This is a genomic window from Kocuria sp., from assembly GCF_030538595.1.
Lineage (GTDB): Bacteria > Actinomycetota > Actinomycetes > Actinomycetales > Micrococcaceae > Kocuria.
This window is the reverse complement of the sequence record NZ_JAUNTS010000003.1, coordinates 149957-167670: the sequence shown is the minus strand read 5'-3', so window position 1 is coordinate 167670 and position 17714 is coordinate 149957. Positions and strand designations below refer to the sequence as shown.

12 protein-coding genes and 1 CRISPR repeat array are annotated in these 17714 nt (G+C 62.2%); of the genes, 3 read left to right on the top strand and 9 right to left on the bottom strand.

The genetic code is table 11. The annotated features are described in order from the left end of the window. Window positions 1-22: 22 nt before the first annotated feature. The 3 genes from Q4G32_RS04215 (at window position 23) to Q4G32_RS04205 (ending at window position 2197) form a co-directional block, all read left to right on the top strand. Window positions 23-247 carry a type II toxin-antitoxin system Phd/YefM family antitoxin gene (locus tag Q4G32_RS04215; protein WP_303349414.1) on the top strand — a complete coding sequence of 75 codons (225 nt, stop codon included), beginning with the start codon at window positions 23-25 and terminating at the stop codon, window positions 245-247. 2 nt (window positions 248-249) lie between these two features. After that, window positions 250-642: a type II toxin-antitoxin system VapC family toxin gene (locus Q4G32_RS04210; RefSeq protein WP_303349413.1), complete on the top strand. Its 393-nt coding sequence runs from the start codon at window positions 250-252 to the stop codon at window positions 640-642. A 160-nt stretch (window positions 643-802) separates the two neighbouring features. Next, the gene (locus tag Q4G32_RS04205) at window positions 803-2197 is read left to right on the top strand and encodes a flotillin family protein (protein ID WP_303349412.1); all 1395 of its coding nucleotides are present in this window, start codon (window positions 803-805) and stop codon (window positions 2195-2197) included. A gap of 165 nt (window positions 2198-2362) precedes the next feature. Continuing rightward, window positions 2363-6354: direct repeats of the CRISPR family, unit length 28 nt; unit sequence GGCTCATCCCCGCCTGCGCGGGGAGCAC. A gap of 67 nt (window positions 6355-6421) precedes the next feature. On the opposite strand, the gene cas2e is transcribed toward Q4G32_RS04205, so the two are convergent. The 9 genes from cas2e to glsA form a co-directional block, all read right to left on the bottom strand. Further along, window positions 6422-6721 (bottom strand): type I-E CRISPR-associated endoribonuclease Cas2e, encoded by a 300-nt coding sequence (cas2e, locus tag Q4G32_RS04200; protein WP_303349411.1) that lies wholly within the window; start codon window positions 6719-6721, stop codon window positions 6422-6424. Window positions 6722-6777: 56 nt separating this feature from the next. Further along, the gene (cas1e, locus tag Q4G32_RS04195) at window positions 6778-7728 is read right to left on the bottom strand and encodes a type I-E CRISPR-associated endonuclease Cas1e (RefSeq protein WP_303349410.1); all 951 of its coding nucleotides are present in this window, start codon (window positions 7726-7728) and stop codon (window positions 6778-6780) included. A gap of 4 nt (window positions 7729-7732) precedes the next feature. Continuing rightward, the gene (gene cas6e, locus Q4G32_RS04190; RefSeq protein ID WP_303349409.1) at window positions 7733-8416 is read right to left on the bottom strand and encodes a type I-E CRISPR-associated protein Cas6/Cse3/CasE; all 684 of its coding nucleotides are present in this window, start codon (window positions 8414-8416) and stop codon (window positions 7733-7735) included. Continuing rightward, window positions 8416-9120, bottom strand: a complete 705-nt coding sequence (cas5e, locus tag Q4G32_RS04185) for a type I-E CRISPR-associated protein Cas5/CasD (protein ID WP_303349408.1) — start codon at window positions 9118-9120, stop codon at window positions 8416-8418. The genes cas6e and cas5e overlap by 1 nt, the downstream gene beginning before the upstream one ends. Further along, window positions 9117-10253, bottom strand: coding sequence for a type I-E CRISPR-associated protein Cas7/Cse4/CasC (cas7e, locus tag Q4G32_RS04180; protein ID WP_303349407.1), 1137 nt, complete (start codon window positions 10251-10253; stop codon window positions 9117-9119). Before cas7e ends, cas5e begins: the two co-directional genes overlap by 4 nt. A gap of 65 nt (window positions 10254-10318) precedes the next feature. Continuing rightward, the gene (gene casB, locus Q4G32_RS04175) at window positions 10319-10927 is read right to left on the bottom strand and encodes a type I-E CRISPR-associated protein Cse2/CasB (protein WP_303349406.1); all 609 of its coding nucleotides are present in this window, start codon (window positions 10925-10927) and stop codon (window positions 10319-10321) included. Next, window positions 10924-12618 carry a type I-E CRISPR-associated protein Cse1/CasA gene (gene casA, locus Q4G32_RS04170; protein WP_303349405.1) on the bottom strand — a complete coding sequence of 565 codons (1695 nt, stop codon included), beginning with the start codon at window positions 12616-12618 and terminating at the stop codon, window positions 10924-10926. The genes casB and casA overlap by 4 nt, the downstream gene beginning before the upstream one ends. 53 nt (window positions 12619-12671) lie before the next feature. Then, on the bottom strand, window positions 12672-15593 hold the full coding sequence (gene cas3 / locus Q4G32_RS04165; protein WP_303349404.1) for a CRISPR-associated helicase Cas3': 2922 nt from the start codon (window positions 15591-15593) through the stop codon (window positions 12672-12674). A gap of 133 nt (window positions 15594-15726) precedes the next feature. Then, window positions 15727-17697: a glutaminase A gene (gene glsA, locus Q4G32_RS04160; protein WP_303349403.1), complete on the bottom strand. Its 1971-nt coding sequence runs from the start codon at window positions 17695-17697 to the stop codon at window positions 15727-15729. Window positions 17698-17714 lie beyond the last annotated feature (17 nt).

Here is a 17714-nt window from a genome sequence, read left to right as displayed (position 1 = left end):
CAACCGCCACTAAGCTCCACTTATGAAGACGGTCAAAGTACAGGAAGCCAAAACCCATCTCTCAGCGCTCCTCGCAGATGTGGAACGCGGAGAGTCGATCCTGATTGCCCGGGGATCACGCACGATTGCACGTCTAGTTCCCGCTGATTCAGGCGAACGGGAGCTGGGGTTTGGCTCCTACCAACTTCCTGAAACATTCTTCGACGACCTGCCCAACGATGAGTTGTCAGCATGGGAAGGTCACTGAAGGTGACGTCTCTTCTGCTGGATACCCACACGCTGATCTGGGCCATCAACGAACCTGACCGATTAGGTACGGTCGCTCGCTCGCTGATCTTGGACACCGGGAATGATCTATTCGTATCGGCAGGGTCGGCATGGGAGCTCCACACCAAGCACCGGATTGGCAAACTGCCTGATGCAGGTTCTTGGCTGGCCAGCCTGGAGAACCACATAATGCGCCTCGGTGCCCGCGTTCTGGACATCACGTGGCAGCATGCCAAGCTCGCGGGCGACTTGGACTGGTCGCACCGGGATCCCTTTGATCGAATGCTGGCAGCCCAGGCTCTCACCGAATCACTTACCTTGGTCAGCACAGACCGCGTTTTTGATGACTTATCGCCCCTCACGGTCGCTTGGTGAACAGCATCGTCTGTGAGTTCCAGTGCTGCGCGTCATGATCGCGCTTCATGACACCCGTTTATCCTGACCTTGCCCGATGATCCAAGCCGACTGTTAGCCTCTATGCAACTGTCAGCTTTGCCGGGACCAGCCTGGCTATTCCGGAAAAGGAACTCGGTTCATGGGCTCTGAGATTGCTGTGGCGGGTGTGATCGCCGTCGTCGTCGTTGCCGTTCTGGTGGTGGTGGGGATTGCGTTTCTGATCTTCAAACGCTGGATTCAAGTGGCTCGCGCTGATGAAGCGTTGGTGATCTCCGGGCGCAAGCAGGCCGACGGTGAAGTGATGTCCAATGTGACGGTCATTGTCAATGGGCGTGCGGTGGTCAACCCCATCACTCAGCGAGCCCAGACCATTTCCCTGCGTTCCCGGCAGGTTTCCATGACCGCCGAAGCCCAGTCCGAGGACAACATCACGTTGTCCGTAGAGGCTGTGGCATTGGTGAAAATTGGCTCCAACCCGGAGCTGGCGCGGCGTGCTGCGGAGCGCTTTGCCAGCCAGGATGGGGCGATCGTGGACTTCACCACTGAGCAGCTGGAAGGCGCGCTGCGTGGTGTGGTGGCTCAGTTGAGCGTGGCGGATCTGATGCGTGACCGCAAGAAGTTCTCCGAGCAAATTGCCACAGATGTTGCCACTGATCTTTCCGAGCAGGGTCTCATTCTTGATTCTTTCCAGATCAAAGGCATCACGGACAATGTTGGGTACATCCAGTCCTTGGGTGTACCGCAGATTCAGGAGAAGCGTCAGGCAGCTGAGGTTGCCGAGACCAATGCAGATCGTGAAATTCTCAAGCGCCGTTTGGCCACTGATGAAGAGAACCTGATCGAAGAAACTCAGCTGGCGCAAAACCGTGAAGCCTCCAATGCCAAGGTGGGGCGCGCCCAGGCTCAGGCAGAACAGGCAAAGGCTTTTGCACAGGCAGAAGCTGAGAAGCAGGTGCTCATCCAGGAGGCTGAAAACAAACAGTCCCGCCTGGATGCAGAAGTGCGCAAAGTTGCCGATGCCGACCGTTACCGGCGTGAACAAGAAGCTGAGGCCAAGGCCTTCGAGCGGGTTCAGGAAGCCAAGGCGGCCCGTGAAGTGGCCACCGAACAAGCCACCGCCACCCGCTTGCGGGCGGAAGCTGACGCGGAAGCCATCCGGTTGGAAGGCCAAGCCAAGGCGGACGCCATCCGCGCGGAAGCTGAGGCTTTGAAGGAGAACCAGGAGGCTCTGCTGGCGCAGAAGGCCTTGGAGATCATGCCCCAGTTCGCCGCCGAATTCGCTCGCGGGTACTCCGGAATCGACAGCATCACCATCATTGGCGGAGACGATTCCAGCGGCGCTGCGTACACGGCCGGTGAGTTCAGCAAGCTCAGCAAAGCCATGGAGGATGCAACGGGTTTGAACCTCACGCAGCTCATCCAGGCCGGCGTCACCGGCAACGCAGCCGGCCGGGCGGCAGGAGCGCAGATGCAGGGGGCCTCCCAGCGGGACCTGCCGACGACGCCTGATGCGGATGCGTCCCAAGACAGCTGACGGCTATTGAGGCTTCCCTTCCCGTGGCTCGCTGCGGGAGAGAAGCTTCATCCCCGCAGGCGCGGGGAACACGTGATCGGGGAACGAGGGAACGGGCCATTTTTCGGCTCATCCCCGCAGACGCGGGGGCACAACATTCTCTCGATGCCGAAACTCCGCACCCAGGGCTCATCCCCACCTGCGCGGGGAGCACATGACGTCCAGGGGCTCGAAACTCCCTGCGGTGGGCTCGTCCCCGCCTGCGCGGGGAGCACGATCACCGTGATCATCCTGTGGATCATCGCAGCGGCTCATCCCCGCCTGCGCGGGGAGCACGGGTTTGCATCACCCCGCCCCCATGGTTTACACGGCTCATCCCCGCCTGCGCGGGGAGCACTTTTTGTTCCCGCCGGGGTCTCCGGCGGGCTGGGGCTCATCCCCGCCTGCGCGGGGAGCACCAATCCGATTGGGTCGGAATACTCGTGACCCCGGGCTCATCCCCGCCTGCGCGGGGAGCACTGAGGGCCAGCACTTCGGAGAGGGGAATGTGTGGGCTCATCCCCGCCTGCGCGGGGAGCACAGACCGTTGACAACGTTTTACACGACGCTGGGGGCTCATCCCCGCCTGCGCGGGGAGCACACGTCGCACACATCACCCCGGGCGGCACCAACCGGCTCATCCCCGCCTGCGCGGGGAGCACGATACCCCGTCGGGTCAAGCGGATGGGTCAGTAGGCTCATCCCCGCCTGCGCGGGGAGCACCCAGGACCGAGCTTCCAATATCGCTCAAGGTCAGGCTCATCCCCGCCTGCGCGGGGAGCACGCACTGCAGTGCGCCGCCTACGCACTGGCCGAGGGCTCATCCCCGCCTGCGCGGGGAGCACTTTTCTGCTGGGAGTACGGATGGGAGCTGAGCGGGCTCATCCCCGCCTGCGCGGGGAGCACAGGTTCGCGTTGTGCAAGTTCGCGCTTTGCAAGGGCTCATCCCCGCCTGCGCGGGGAGCACGGTGTACTTGGTTTCGTAGGTGTAGGGCATGGGGGCTCATCCCCGCCTGCGCGGGGAGCACATGCGTCATGGCTGATCGCCGCTGGGGTGCCACGGCTCATCCCCGCCTGCGCGGGGAGCACGAACGGAGCCCCCCATGTTCGGAGGACTCGAACGGCTCATCCCCGCCTGCGCGGGGAGCACGCTGTGGTGACGGTTTTCACGGCGGTGGATTGCGGCTCATCCCCGCCTGCGCGGGGAGCACTGCAGGTGCCTGGGGATCGGCACACGGCGGCGCGGCTCATCCCCGCCTACGCGGGGAGCACAGACGTGATTCCGAGGTTGAGGCGTCACCGATCGGCTCATCCCCGCCTGCGCGGGGAGCACAGGGGACTCTTGGTAGCCCAGGGCCTTGATTGCGGCTCATCCCCGCCTGCGCGGGGAGCACCCGGGTGCACGTCGACGGGTGGCCGACTGACAGGGCTCATCCCCGCCTGCGCGGGGAGCACGCCACCATCCGGGGACCGTCAGAACGCCCGTGGGGCTCATCCCCGCCTGCGCGGGGAGCACTGCTGCGTTCCCCAGGCGGGAGCTGTTACCGCCGGCTCATCCCCGCCTGCGCGGGGAGCACCTCAGCGCGCCGAATCATGAAGAGCCTGGGGGCGGCTCATCCCCGCCTGCGCGGGGAGCACCCTGTGTCCTCGTTGTAACCCCACCCGGTTTTGGGCTCATCCCCGCCTGCGCGGGGAGCACACACCGGAGCAAATCCGGGAGCAATACAACGAAGGCTCATCCCCGCCTGCGCGGGGAGCACACGCCACCATAGAAGCCGAGGGCACAGCCCTGGGGCTCATCCCCGCCTGCGCGGGGAGCACGAAGGCGCCCCGTTCCTCACCTCTGACACCGTGGGCTCATCCCCGCCTGCGCGGGGAGCACCCCTCCTGTACTCCGCTGGCACTGACACCGGTGGGCTCATCCCCGCCTGCGCGGGGAGCACCGCGCAACGGGGAGTTCCGCTGTGAGTTTCCCCGGCTCATCCCCGCCTGCGCGGGGAGCACCGTTCGAGGTGTGGCTCAGGGCTGGTAGGCCAGGGCTCATCCCCGCCTGCGCGGGGAGCACGGCGGTGAACACACCACCGTCATGTGAGTTCAGGGCTCATCCCCGCCTGCGCGGGGAGCACATTCTCCCCATCGGCCGCCGCCGCTTCGAATTGGGCTCATCCCCGCCTGCGCGGGGAGCACCTACACGGGGGGTGTGCACCTGTGGGACTGACCGGCTCATCCCCGCCTGCGCGGGGAGCACCCTGTGGTCCAGGAGTGGTGTGTGGCCGGGTTCGGCTCATCCCCGCCTGCGCGGGGAGCACCCACCGAGCTGCATGCCACCCCGGATTACCAGCGGCTCATCCCCGCCTGCGCGGGGAGCACTCCGTGCGCACCGTGCACGGCGACTTCACCACAGGCTCATCCCCGCCTGCGCGGGGAGCACACAACCATGAAAGCCCTTGTCGAGAAGATCGCGGGCTCATCCCCGCCTGCGCGGGGAGCACGAGCGACCAGAACCGTGTGACCGACACTGCGTCGGCTCATCCCCGCCTGCGCGGGGAGCACCACCACGACACCGCCGACGACATAACCACCCGGGGCTCATCCCCGCCTGCGCGGGGAGCACGGTTTGGCCCCGCAGCGGGAGATGTTCAGTTGGGGCTCATCCCCGCCTGCGCGGGGAGCACGCGCAGAGTCACAGGGTGATGTCTCACTCGGGCGGCTCATCCCCGCCTGCGCGGGGAGCACGGAGGAAGGGGTTGTTGTTCATGGTGTTCTCCGGGCTCATCCCCGCCTGCGCGGGGAGCACCATGACCGGAATTTCACGCAGAATAAGATCACGGGCTCATCCCCGCCTGCGCGGGGAGCACCGCATGGGCCTCGACTCCGAGCACGTAGCGGAGGGCTCATCCCCGCCTGCGCGGGGAGCACTAGTGTCTTTGAACGCCAAATCCCAGGACTGGAGGCTCATCCCCGCCTGCGCGGGGAGCACCAGCCAGGCAGTGTCACACCCGCTACCCGCATGGGCTCATCCCCGCCTGCGCGGGGAGCACAAAACAAGACCACCGGAAGGAATTGGATTTTGGGGCTCATCCCCGCCTGCGCGGGGAGCACGCACAAGTGGGCGGCCAAGCAGATCGGTGATGGGGCTCATCCCCGCCTGCGCGGGGAGCACAAGCGCGCTGACGGTAAGAACCTCTGTTTCGAGGGCTCATCCCCGCCTGCGCGGGGAGCACTTTCACCAGCTCGTGGTGCTGCACCGTCACCAGGGCTCATCCCCGCCTGCGCGGGGAGCACTAAGCTCGCGGCCGCGCCGGTGGGCGACGGGGAGGCTCATCCCCGCCTGCGCGGGGAGCACCTCCAAAAAGGCACACGGGTCATCACCACCGGGGGCTCATCCCCGCCTGCGCGGGGAGCACTCCAGCAGCGCGGTGTTCTTGGCGAATGCGTCGGGCTCATCCCCGCCTGCGCGGGGAGCACACCGCAAACCAGCCGAAGGCCCATGGTCCCGCGGGCTCATCCCCGCCTGCGCGGGGAGCACACCGGATATATCACCACGGCCGAGTTCACGGCGGGCTCATCCCCGCCTGCGCGGGGAGCACACGCCCATGGTCGGAGGCGACGGCCTGGGTGAGGGCTCATCCCCGCCTGCGCGGGGAGCACACACGCGCCAGCTACTACGCCAGTCTGCGGGCGGGCTCATCCCCGCCTGCGCGGGGAGCACCCCGTGTGGGGATACGGCAACGCCCGCCCCCGCGGCTCATCCCCGCCTGCGCGGGGAGCACGGTCAGCGGTCTCGGTGTGTTCCTGGAGGTCGGGGCTCATCCCCGCCTGCGCGGGGAGCACCAGCCCACGGGAGCTCAGTCATTGGTCATGTCCGGCTCATCCCCGCCTGCGCGGGGAGCACATCCGTGCCAGGGACCGGGAGACCTCGGCGGGGGGCTCATCCCCGCCTGCGCGGGGAGCACAACCTCACCATCAACACCGGCACCCTGGTGGGCGGCTCATCCCCGCCTGCGCGGGGAGCACGATGATTTCCTCCGCATAGTCCCCGGCCACGTAGGCTCATCCCCGCCTGCGCGGGGAGCACACAAGATTTCGGCAAGGTCGCCCGCTGCGCCCAGGCTCATCCCCGCCTGCGCGGGGAGCACACTTGCTGACTAGGAGGTCCGCCAGTGATACGTGCCGTTATCCATCAATATTAGCTAGTTGTCTCAGTCAACGCCCAAACCGTTTGGCACGCCGAGCAGAACCCGCAATGCTCCACCCTGAACGCCGCTGGGATGAGGCCTTGGGGTTGCGATTACTCGACGGCCGACGCATGAGCGTGACTCCGTCCAAGTCCACGGTGTCCCAGTGGTGCTCATGCACATCAAAATTCAGGCGCTGCTCGTTCTTTGCGCTCCAAATCAGAATGGCTCGCCCACTTCCAGCGGTGCCCTTGACCCGCTCCCAGAGTTCTTCCCGTATTCGAGCGCTTACGCGACCAATAAACACACCCGCAGAGACCTCAAGCAACCATTTAGTCAGATCGCCACGCAGGCTTGGAGGGCACGCAGACAAGACCAAAACCATCATGGCGCACCCATGTCATAGTTCTGTCCGGTGGCTTGCCGCCCCTCTCCTCGACCACTCCAAATAGACATAGAGTCCAAAAATATAACTTCGGACTCCTGAAGCGCCTCTTCTTCTGTGAGAAATAGGTCTCGTAATTGACGTACGCATGATTCCATGAGCTTTGACTCAAGCAATCGGTCCCTCAACATGCGTCGAACATCGTTCTCCGGATCATCCGAGCCCTGCGCCACCACATCGAAAGCAGCAGGGATCGTAGTTGTCGCCTTGAAGAGATCAGCAACATCGTAGAGAAAACTCTGATCATGCCCAACGTGGACAAACCCGAGACCCGGAGACATCCCCAACCCATGAACAACTGCGGAGACAATTCCGTACAGGCAACTATTAGCACTGGAGAGAGCCCTGTTGACCGCATCCGAGTGCTGGATCTCACCGGGCTTGTAACTACGACGGCGCCATTCCACACCAGTACGCTCGGCATGTTCAGCATAAACCGCCTTGACTCTGGCACCTTCCCGCCCTCTTAATTGCTGCATCGTCAGAGAGGACACATTCTCACCCGGGAACCGCATTTCATACATTCGGCGTGCAATTTCCAGTCGCTTGGACTGATTCGCAAACGCCCTGGCTTGTGCTTCCAAAAGTCGGCTGGATCGAGCCAAGGGGCGTCCCGCCGCATAGAAGCGCACACTCCCCTCCCCCACCCAGGCCACGCTGGCACCAGATGACCCCAGCAAAGACATAGCTGCGTGCGTGGTTCGGGTTCCCGGCCCGAGTAACAATACACCGATGATTGCAGCAGGAATATGAACCGTTCCGCGCTCATCGGTTGCTGTCACCGCGTTGGCATCACGGTGAATGGTGCAGCGCTCCAGATAGATGAACGACAGACGATCACTCAGCGTACCCAGTTCACGTGATGTAGGTGGTTCGGCTCCAACGGCCATGGCGTCACCGGGCCAGGGTCATGAGACCCAGTCCGTAAGCTTTACCACGCCCCATTCCACGAGTGAGGGATTCGCGGAGTTTATTGGCCTCAAGAACTTCCAGGCTCCCCACGAATGTCACTTGGCGCTGTGTGACGGTGCGATTCCCGCTCTCGTCAGTTTTCCTGAAGTGCCCGTCATTGCGGTGGACCACTCGAACGTCAGGCGGCAGGTCGACGTCGCCGGCGGCTGTTTCCTGCAGAGTTTGGACAGGACGCACCGTAAACCCCCAACCCTCGGCACGGGCCATTAGCCAGGTAACCTGCTGCGCCTCGGTCACATGAGGCAGAATACGTCCTCGGCCACCCGGGACGAATTGGCGCTTCACGGGATTTGCTGCCAATCGGAACGAATACCGTTGGCCACGCTGGATTGAACCGAGAAACCGCTCGTAGTCCGTGGATTCCGCAGGTGCAGACTCCCATCCGGCTTGTTCCTGGATGTGCCGCAGGTCTGGGCGCTGTGGCGAAACGACGTACAGAATCACCTCGTGCTCCATCCGATCCAGTCGCCACAGATTCCGTGTTTCACTTCCTGCCATCGACGGTGGAAATGCCGCTTCAACCGCGGCGTGCATGGCGCGCGCGTCTGCCACTAGGTGCTTGGCCTGCCGCCGTTGCGGATTAAGCGTCAACCGACTGAAATACATCAGGCCCCCTTCACTGTCTCAAAATAGACATCAACCGGCTGCTTACCATCGGGATTCTCCACAACGACCGGCTCCGTCCATGTCACTCCCCGCCGAGAGTAGGTACGGTGTCGTGGGTCAAAACTGACAGGTACGTCCTGCACAGACTCTGCATCCTCCCCGTCACGTGCATCCCGCGCCAGCGGAAGATAGACAGTCTGACCAACTTGCTCTCGATGCCATTTAGCAGCAAGCCAAGGCGCGGATTCGAGATCGCGCAGAGCGCTTTCGACGTCGTCGTGTTCAGTAATACCGCCGAGCAAATCCACTGGAGCTGGGGCCGAACGCCTACCCAGATACAAGGGAAATTTCGGTGACTCAACGGCTTCGGCAATCGCCGCCAGGAGTTGAGGGCTACCGCTCAAGGCCGCGGTATATGCCGCATCCTGCCGGTAATGCCGGTGAGAGAGCATGGAGTTCTTGTCACCAGATCTTCGCGCGGTGTGAAAATCGTTGAGCAGTTCACCTGGTTGATCCACCCTGACGCCGAATTCCAGCCCCACCAGGTCCGTCAGTTCAGCGTCACGAGCACGTCCTTGGGCTGAGGCAACCAACCCGATCACCCCGGATTTGCTGGGTGCCGTTCCAGCTTCGCGTGTCTGGAAGCGCGATGTCACGCCCCAGGATTGTTGAGGGCCTTTGAGTTTCAGGAGCAAGACCGTCATGCTTCCACCTGCGCAGCAGCAGCGGATTCTTCGACGACGCGCTGCAGTTCAGCCACGAACTCATCACGAGTGACCGAGCGCCCCAACGGGCCCACAGCTTCTTGCAAACTTGGTACAGACATGACGAGAGCTGCACTAGGTGCCAACCCGTAGGTATCCGACACGGATACCGCTTCCCCAGCCAGGGCCTGTGCTGCAAGGAGCCGACGGTCCTCTCCCTCAGAGGCTTCGATGGGACGTTCAAAGGCGTTCACGTAAGACACCGGCCGCCTGTCCCGCACGGCAACGGAAACCAGCTCCGGCAAGGTGTGAGAGGCAAAAGTATTCTGTTTGCCCGTCGGTAACGTCTCCACGAACGTGGTGGCAAACGCTTGAACCGCACGGACAGCAGCCTCGACGGAACCGAGATTGTGGATGAGTTGATCGACGTTGACCGTGGCGTAGCGGTAGAGGGTCGACGACATCATTTCCACGGTACCGATCATGCCGGCACCGGTCTCTTCATCCTGGCGCTGCAAATCGTCCACGGCCGTGTAGAAATCGAAATCGGGCGTGGCCGCGTGGACCCCCAATGCGTGTGCAACTTGCACCGCTGCATCCACATTGAGCGCAGCGTCGTCGGCAACCATGCGCCCGAACAAGGCGACGTCGACGGCGTGCTCGGTATCCAACAACGCTTGAGCCTCTGCTTTAGAGCCCAGCCCCTTGTCACCAGCATCCACAAGCGTCTGGGCCAGGCGATCGACCTGATGACGCCCGAGGAACATCAAGTAGCCAGCAGTTGCAGCCTTGGCCTCCTCATCCTTCTTTACCTTGGGTGCGGCAACCTTGATCTTTGCCAGATTGAAGGCTGCAGCAGCGCGCGCCTGTGCTTCCGCCTCGTTCAGAGAATCATCCAGTTCGAGCATCCGGCGGGCCACCAGTTCGACCACGCGTTTGGTCCGGACACCAAGTTCAGACGAGTCGAGATGATCTGCGAACCCGCGGCGTTGTGCAGCTTTCAGCGCTTGTGATGAAACCCTCTGCCTGCGAACTCCACCGAAGGTCGCCGTTTTGGGCGCGCCATCCTCACCCCGATTGACATTGCTCGGCGCCAGGGTGTGCAGTGCGTGAAAGTCGATAAACGTGGTCATGTGAGGTTCTGCCTTTCAGTACGGGTTTTTCAATGCGGGGTGGTGGGTGAGTAGCTGAAGTCGGTTCAGTCGGCGTCGTCGTCCGATATTGATGGCGCGAACGCTCGGTAAAAGTCGCGTCCCCACCGCCGCTGGACGGAGTCCCGGTAAGCCGCCTTCTTGAGCCGTGACAGGTCCAGCGCAAACTGGCCATAGTCCAGTGGTATTGCGTCCGTGGACAGCAAACCGACCAGTGAGCGGAGGTGTTGAGCTCGGCCTTCATCTGAGGTGGCCATGAGTAAGGCGTCGTATCGGGCCTTGACCGAAGCGGTACGTCCCTTGGCCAACCGGCCGGCGGCGCCACCAAAGCTGTTCGAGCCCGGACCCGCTACATGCATGGGGCGGTTGTTGCCACGTTGATGGACTGCATACAGCGTGAGCGCCTGATGAGTGGCTGTTTCGGAGTCTGTGGCGTGATCACCAGTACCCATGAACTCATCCGGCACGGCATCCAGCACCATGCTCCATACTTCTGGACTACGGCCCGGGGGTTCGTCCACGGCACCTCGCAAGCGCGCCAACTGGCTACGGGCTGCGGGGAGATCCAAGTCCAGGGAAGTGCGCTGCAAATTACCGACGGCGCGACCGACCGCCGAGCGCAGGTCTGGAACCTCCTTGCTGGATGGCTGATTCATCGCTCTCCTTCCGATTCATGGTGGGATTCCGTGTCCGCGGTAACCGGCTGGCTGGGTTTACTCAGGCGTACACCGGTGGCTTGGGTGAGTTTTCTCTTGGCCCAGGCTTCGTACCGAGCTGATGAATGCAACTGACCTCGACCACTTTCGCCGACTTCCATCCATCCGATCGCCGCACGAGGGCCAGCTGCCTCTACGCCAGATTCGATGTGGCGAACGGTGACTACATACATGGTTGTGCGCCAGGTCCTGCCTGCCTCCGCAGCGTCACTGTCAGGTCTCAGACCCGCAAGCCAGCGCGTAAAGGCACCTTCCAGTTCTGAGAGCCAACTCTGCACACCGGCCGGAGAAGCCGTGTCCCCCGAGCCACCGGCACAAACCTCCAGCTGTTTGATAAACCAGTTCAACGAACCGCGGAAAGACATCACCATGCCAACGGCGTCGAGAGCTGCCTGCCGCAGGTCACCCCCGTGGCGGCCCAGGACCACCGGGTGCATGCTGAGCACCTCTTCGATTTCACCGGTCAGCACCGCGCTCTGAGTTCCATATTCGGCACCAACCAACCGCAGCCCCAGCGGATCAGCGCCGTAGGCATTCTGCACAAGATCACCGAGCACGGGATCCGTGCGTAGCTGGTCGATCACGGGAGCTGGCCGATCACTCTTTGCCGCTGCCTCCGCTGACGCACCGCTTTCCAGAAACAGAGCTTGGACTCCACGCCACACCGTCAGATCAGGATCATGTGACTTTGCGAAATAGACCGAAACTCCTTTCTTGGACTGCGCTTGGGAGTAGCGGAACCCGCTCAGCGGTTCAGTGAACTGATTGATCAGGCGAAGACGGTCACCGTTGGCGATCAACACTTTGGTGGCAGCACCCTGGGCATCCGCCCACAACCGAATACGCCGCTGTTGCCAGGTCAGCAGATCGACGACGCCCCGTGGATCTACTTCTTCCAGAGCACGCGGTGCAGAAGTATCCGGTTGGCGTTCCCAGGGCGGCAGGTCCTGTTCGAGCTCTCGTTCATCAGTGCTGAATGCTGACAACGGGAGGCAGAGGACCAAGGTGTCACGCAGTGTCGGACCCAGAACTTGAACGGAGCCCAGAGCTCCGGCCCAGCCCGTGCCGATCGGGTAGCCCTTGCCGCCTTTGACGCGGGGGTCGCCTTCCGCTCCAGATTTGATCCCGGAAAGGCTGTACGCCTGCTCCCGCACAAGCCACCGGGCCGCCTCGGCTGGCTGCAAGCTCTGGGCATCTTCCGCTGTTCGAGTGGAGAACAAACCCGGGCCGATGTCCGGGATCAGCACCCCGACCGAGGAGTACTCCCCCTTCTTGGTGTGCAGGTCAGCAACCTGGTAGAACGGCGCTTTGTCGCCGAAGAGACGGAACCGATCAGCCACCGTGTCCAGGTACTCCCCCACGAATTCACCAAGGTCCGGCATGGTGCGCAACTGGTCCCATATCACCGAGGATGATTGATCCACCAAGTCGGTGGTACGCACGGCCCGGATCAACACCGCAAGCAGTGTCCTCAACATCGCGTTGTCCTGGGTGGCGGATTCACCGGCCAGTCCCGCAATCTCGTGAGCTCTGTGGAAGAGATCGCGGAGGCTCACGTCCTGAACCTGGTCATCCAGCATGCGCACCCGAATCCATGGTTCGGTGAGCAGATCAAACTGTCTGTCAGCCACGCGTCTCCTCCTTATCGACATCAAGTTTGACGTCACAATTCATGCCGCTCTCCTTATTCATCACTGGCCCCGCCAAGTACCTGGATGCCCAACTCAGGGTCGTAACGGAATCGTCGGCCGGCCACCTGGCCACACAGTTCCTCATCAATAGTCAGCATCAATTGGCCCTTGAGAAGATGATGTTGCCCCCATGCCACCGGTGTCTGCCGTTCGAGCTCGTCGATGGCTCGGTCGAAAGACGCCTCGTCCCTCACCGAGGCAAGACTCTGGGGCAGTCGGACGGCGGATCGCGCAATCCTGTCGATTACCCTTAACGGCGGTAGCTGGGTTTCGTCCACGAGTACCTGCAGCTCGGGATCGCCGTCGGTCAGCCACGGCAAAACCCGCAGTGCACCGAATTTCGTTTGCTGCACCAGGAGCACTTCCAGAGTGGGGCGAATATCGCGGACGTGAGCTTCTGCCGCTGTGGCATCGCGCTCCACGTCCATGACAGTCATTGCCTGGAGCGCGCGCTCCAATGTGGATGAGTCCCGGACGGACTTGAGTTGAAAAGCATCTGCTGCCCGCCGCGCAGAGTTCTCCCTTTCCTCCGCTTTCTGAACAGCATCTTCATAGGCGATGCCCCAAGCAGCCACCGCAGCCCCCGGTGACTGATACGTCAGCTCCACTGAATGCGGCACATCGTGCCGCAAACACCACGTACCGCCGCCCAGCAAGGGCAGCATGACGGCCAGTGTGTCCAACAAGATCTTGGCCCCGTAGATCGCCTCCGCCCCGGGTTCCAGCTCCGGCGCTGTATCCGCCATGGCCTCCCGGTTCACCCCGCGCACCAGCACACTCGGGGTCTGCAACGCCGTCGGCCTGTCACCCGCAGGACGATCATGACGGTGTAGCCGCCCGGCCCGTTGCGCCAATGCGTCGGTGGGAGCAAGATCCGTCACCAACAGATCAAAGTCCACGTCCAGTGACTGTTCCAGGACTTGGGTTCCCACAATGATCCGGCGATGAGGTCGGCCGTGACCTCGCATAGTTTTGGGGCCAATCAATTCCACCAGGCGTTGCTCACGGGCAGCCCGATCCAGGGCCGTGAATTGTGAATGCAAGAGCTCGACGTCTTGTGGACCGAACTCCGCCACGGCCCACTCATAAACCTGCTGAGCTCGCCGCACCGTATTACACACGATGCCCGCTATTCCGCCGTCCTGATGCAGTACAGCCAATTCCCGCAACAGTGCATCGACGTCGTCGTCAATGGCGCGCAGTACCACATTCCGGTGCCCCGCACGGTCCGGCAGAGCAGTCGCCACCGCCTCGCCGGCAGTAACGGTGGTGAGGCGGGGAAAAGAAACCCTCTGGGTTTCCTCGCCACCGGAATCTTTGCGACGACGGTTCCACCGACCCTCAGCGGGCTTAGCCGCAGGTGTTTCCGGTGCAGTGAGACCTTTTTGATAAGCACTCACGAGTTCTTGGCGTTGCCCTGAAGCAAGAGTTGCTGACAGCAGAATCACACTGGATCCCTGGGCTGCCAGCCATTCAAGGGCTTTGCGCAAGTAGGACGACGAATAGACGTCGTACGAATGCACCTCATCCACAATCACAACTTTTCCCGCCAACCCAAGATGGCGCAGCGCCACGTGTTTGGTGGCCAACGCCATCATGAGAACTTGGTCCACGGTGCAGACCACGAACTCAGACAACAATCCACGGCGGCGCCCCCTGAGCCACTGGTGCGCGATCACGGACCCTTGAGCAGAAGCAGCTCCATCCCCATTGGCATCAATGTTCCTTGTGGCCTCGATCAGCTCCTCATATCCCTGGTGGAGCCTGGCCCGCGAGTGGCCCAAGTACAGTGAGTGCAGTTGTTCGTCTTCAGCGCTGATGGCTTGCACCCACCTCTGCGCACGGGTGAACATGGCATCTGACGTGGCCATGGTGGGCAGCGCCAGAGCAATGCCACCTGAACCGCGTACGGCGGCTAGGATTTCCGCCGCCAGGAAAGCCAATTCTGTTTTTCCGCCGCCGGTCTCCATCTCGAAGATCAGCAGACTGGGCTCTGCTGGCAACCTGCGTACAACGTCCAGCGCTGAAGCCTGTGCGGGGCGCAGCTTGGCCTCCGGCGGCCATGCAAAGCGACGCTGCAAATCCGGCTCCTCATTGAGACCGGGGCCCCAGGCACGTGTGAGATTCAGACGGTCCAGTGCATTTTCGGCCCGAGTTTCAGCACTGGAGTGCATGCCCGTTCGGGTCAACGGGAAGAAATTTTCGTTAGAGGCAATCCAGTCCGCCATGGTGACCAGCCCCGCCAGCAGAAGCTGGTCTGAAGCCGACAGTCCGGGCCCTGCCAGGACATGGTCAAGAGCGGGTCGGGCTTCTGAACGCTCAAGTGCGTCGTCAAAAATCTCATCCCATAATGCGTGCCAGTCCACCCCGTGCTGGTCCAACCACCTCTCCACCGCTCTTCGCTCTGGATTACGGTCAGCACGGCCTGCCACAGCTCGTGACGGCTTTCCGTGGTGAGCCCCTGCGGAGGCGGTCAACGTGGCTTGAACGTGATCTTGCGAGTCAGGCCAACGTGCCGACAACAATCGACGCAGGATGAGTTCCGAGTGAATGGAATGCGGCTTTTCGACCTGCGAGTCAAGTTCAATAGCGGGAGTCTCCGAGAGGTCCTGAACTTGCTCCCACTGCCAAGTATGCATGGAACCGTCAATTTGTGCCTGGAACAGCAACTGGGCTTTCCCGATGTCATGAACGGCCGCCGACCAGCCCGTCAGCTGTCTACCAAAGCCCCCGCTGACGGCATCCAAACGGTCCTGAAGCTGTACTGGCAACCACAGTTCAAAGAGTCGTGCACCTACGTCCCCGGCGTCGCGGCAGTGCTGAACCAAGGACAGCCACAAGCGCTGCTCCACCAGGTCGCGGTCATTGCCAGGAGTCTTCGCCCACAGCATCCGTGCGGATGGCGAAGGCTCCATGATTTTCCCTTTACACGTGGGTCGGGATGGTGACGTAAGTTACTGTAGCGTCAGCTCAGTCCGAGTGTTGGATTCCCACCGCAAACGACGCGAGAAAAGTGCCGCTCACCTCAGTGAACTGACAGCAGCCTCCTCAAAGACCGTCCTCGGCCAGTGCGTTATCGGTGAGTTCATCCCAATGGTCACCCGGTTCCCACCCGATCGCCTCGTACAGGGAGGCCAGGACGTCGTCGGCCTCAACCCAGGCCAGTGCTTTCCACAGCGCCAGGGCAGCCCGTGGGTCTTCGTTTTCCAATCGTGCAAAGGCTTGGTTGTCCAGGACGTGAAGCACAACATCAGAGGCGGCAACAAGCTGCATCTGGCGCTGGCCAGTGATTTCAGCCAAAACAGATGCCCCGTCTCCCCCGGGATCTCGTGGGTCACCAAACACGGTGCCCGGGCGTAGGCCTCGAATGGAGCGTCTGGTGCCATCGGGTGCAGTGGCCATGATGTGCGCGGTACCGCGAACCACCATGTAGAGAGAACCGGGACGCGCCAATTCAGCGGGGAGAGCCACACCCTCGGCAAGGTCAATCTCCCGCGAGTACTTCCAGATCCGCCGCCCGTAATCCAGGCCGGTACGGCGTAGGAGATCACTGTTGGCAAGGATCTGAGACTCGCTCGGGGTGGTCCCCAGTGGCGTCTCAGGCACGGCATCACATGCCTGTGGGGAAGCCAAGATCTGGTCTTCGACGTACACCAGAGCCTCATCCCTGGTGGTGAACACGCGGACGTCCGAGGCGTCACCCACGTAGGTGTCCGCGGCCACCGCAACCACGTCCGTGCCACGGGCTTTGATGTCCACAACGGCGTTGTCCACCATGTTCGGCACGAACGAGCCGATCTGGTTGACCGCCGAGAAGTCGATGACCACCGCGGAGGCAGTCTCCGCCACCCGGCGCAGAGTCCGCACGGTTTCCTCCGCACCGGGGAACAGCAGGTCCCCTTGAACCTCGATCACTGCCACGTTGTTACACGCCCGGGCCAGCACCGCACGGGATGCCTCATCACGGCGCATCAACGACGGCGACTGGGCCAGCGAGCTGATTGACCGGATGGCGCCCCGCGATGGCAGGGGGCCGCGGGCAAAATGCAAGTCCATGTTCTGGGAGATTCTGCGGCAGGCTTCGATTCCACGCACGCTGTTGCCGTGCTCATCCAACGGAGGAGAGAAAGTGGCAATGGCCAACTGCCCCGGAACGACGGCGATGATCCCACCGCCCACGCCCGATTTTGCGGGGAGACCTACACGCACAAACCAAGCTCCGGCGTCGTCATACATGCCACAGGAATTCATCACGGACAGCACGCGCTCCACCGTTTCCGGGGCGAAAACCCGGTCTTGGGTGCGGGGGTTGAGGCCACCGGCGGCCAGCGTTGCGGCCATCAGCGCCAGGTCGCGGGCATCCACCATAACGGAACACTGGGCAAAGTAGTCCTCCAACGCCTGGGTTGGGTCCTCCTCGATCACACCCACTGAACGCAGCATCCAGCCCAGGGCACGGTTGCGGTTGCCGTGCTCGCTCTCCTGCTCCAGCACCTCCTGGCTGATGTTCAGCTCCCGACCTGCACAACGCGAGTAGAGCTCCCGGATACGTTCGCGGCGACCAGCAGAATCATGTTCCTTGGAACGGTCATTAACCAACCAGGTGGAGGTAATGGCTCCCGCGTTGATCATGGGGTTTGCGGGGAGGTGAGTTACCGGATTGAGCGAAATTTCGTTGAAAGCATCACCGGAAGGCTCGACGTCGATCTTGGTGTCCACGTAATCGAGACCATTGTCCTCAATCGCCAAGCCGTAGGTGAACGCCTTGGAGATGGACTGGATCGAGAACTGGGTGCGCGTGTCACCGGCCTCGTAAACGTGGCCGTCGGCGGTGGCGATCACAATGCCGAACAAATGAGGGTCCATGGCAGCAAGCGCCGGAATGGATTGGAGAGGCTGACCGTCATTCAGATCTTTGAGGTCATCATGCACAGCTTGCAAGGCTTTGGTGATGGGTGAAGGGCCGAACATGTTTTCGGCGCTGGAGGAACCTGGATGAGATCTGTGGAGTTCGGGCATCGTGGTCTCCTGGTTCT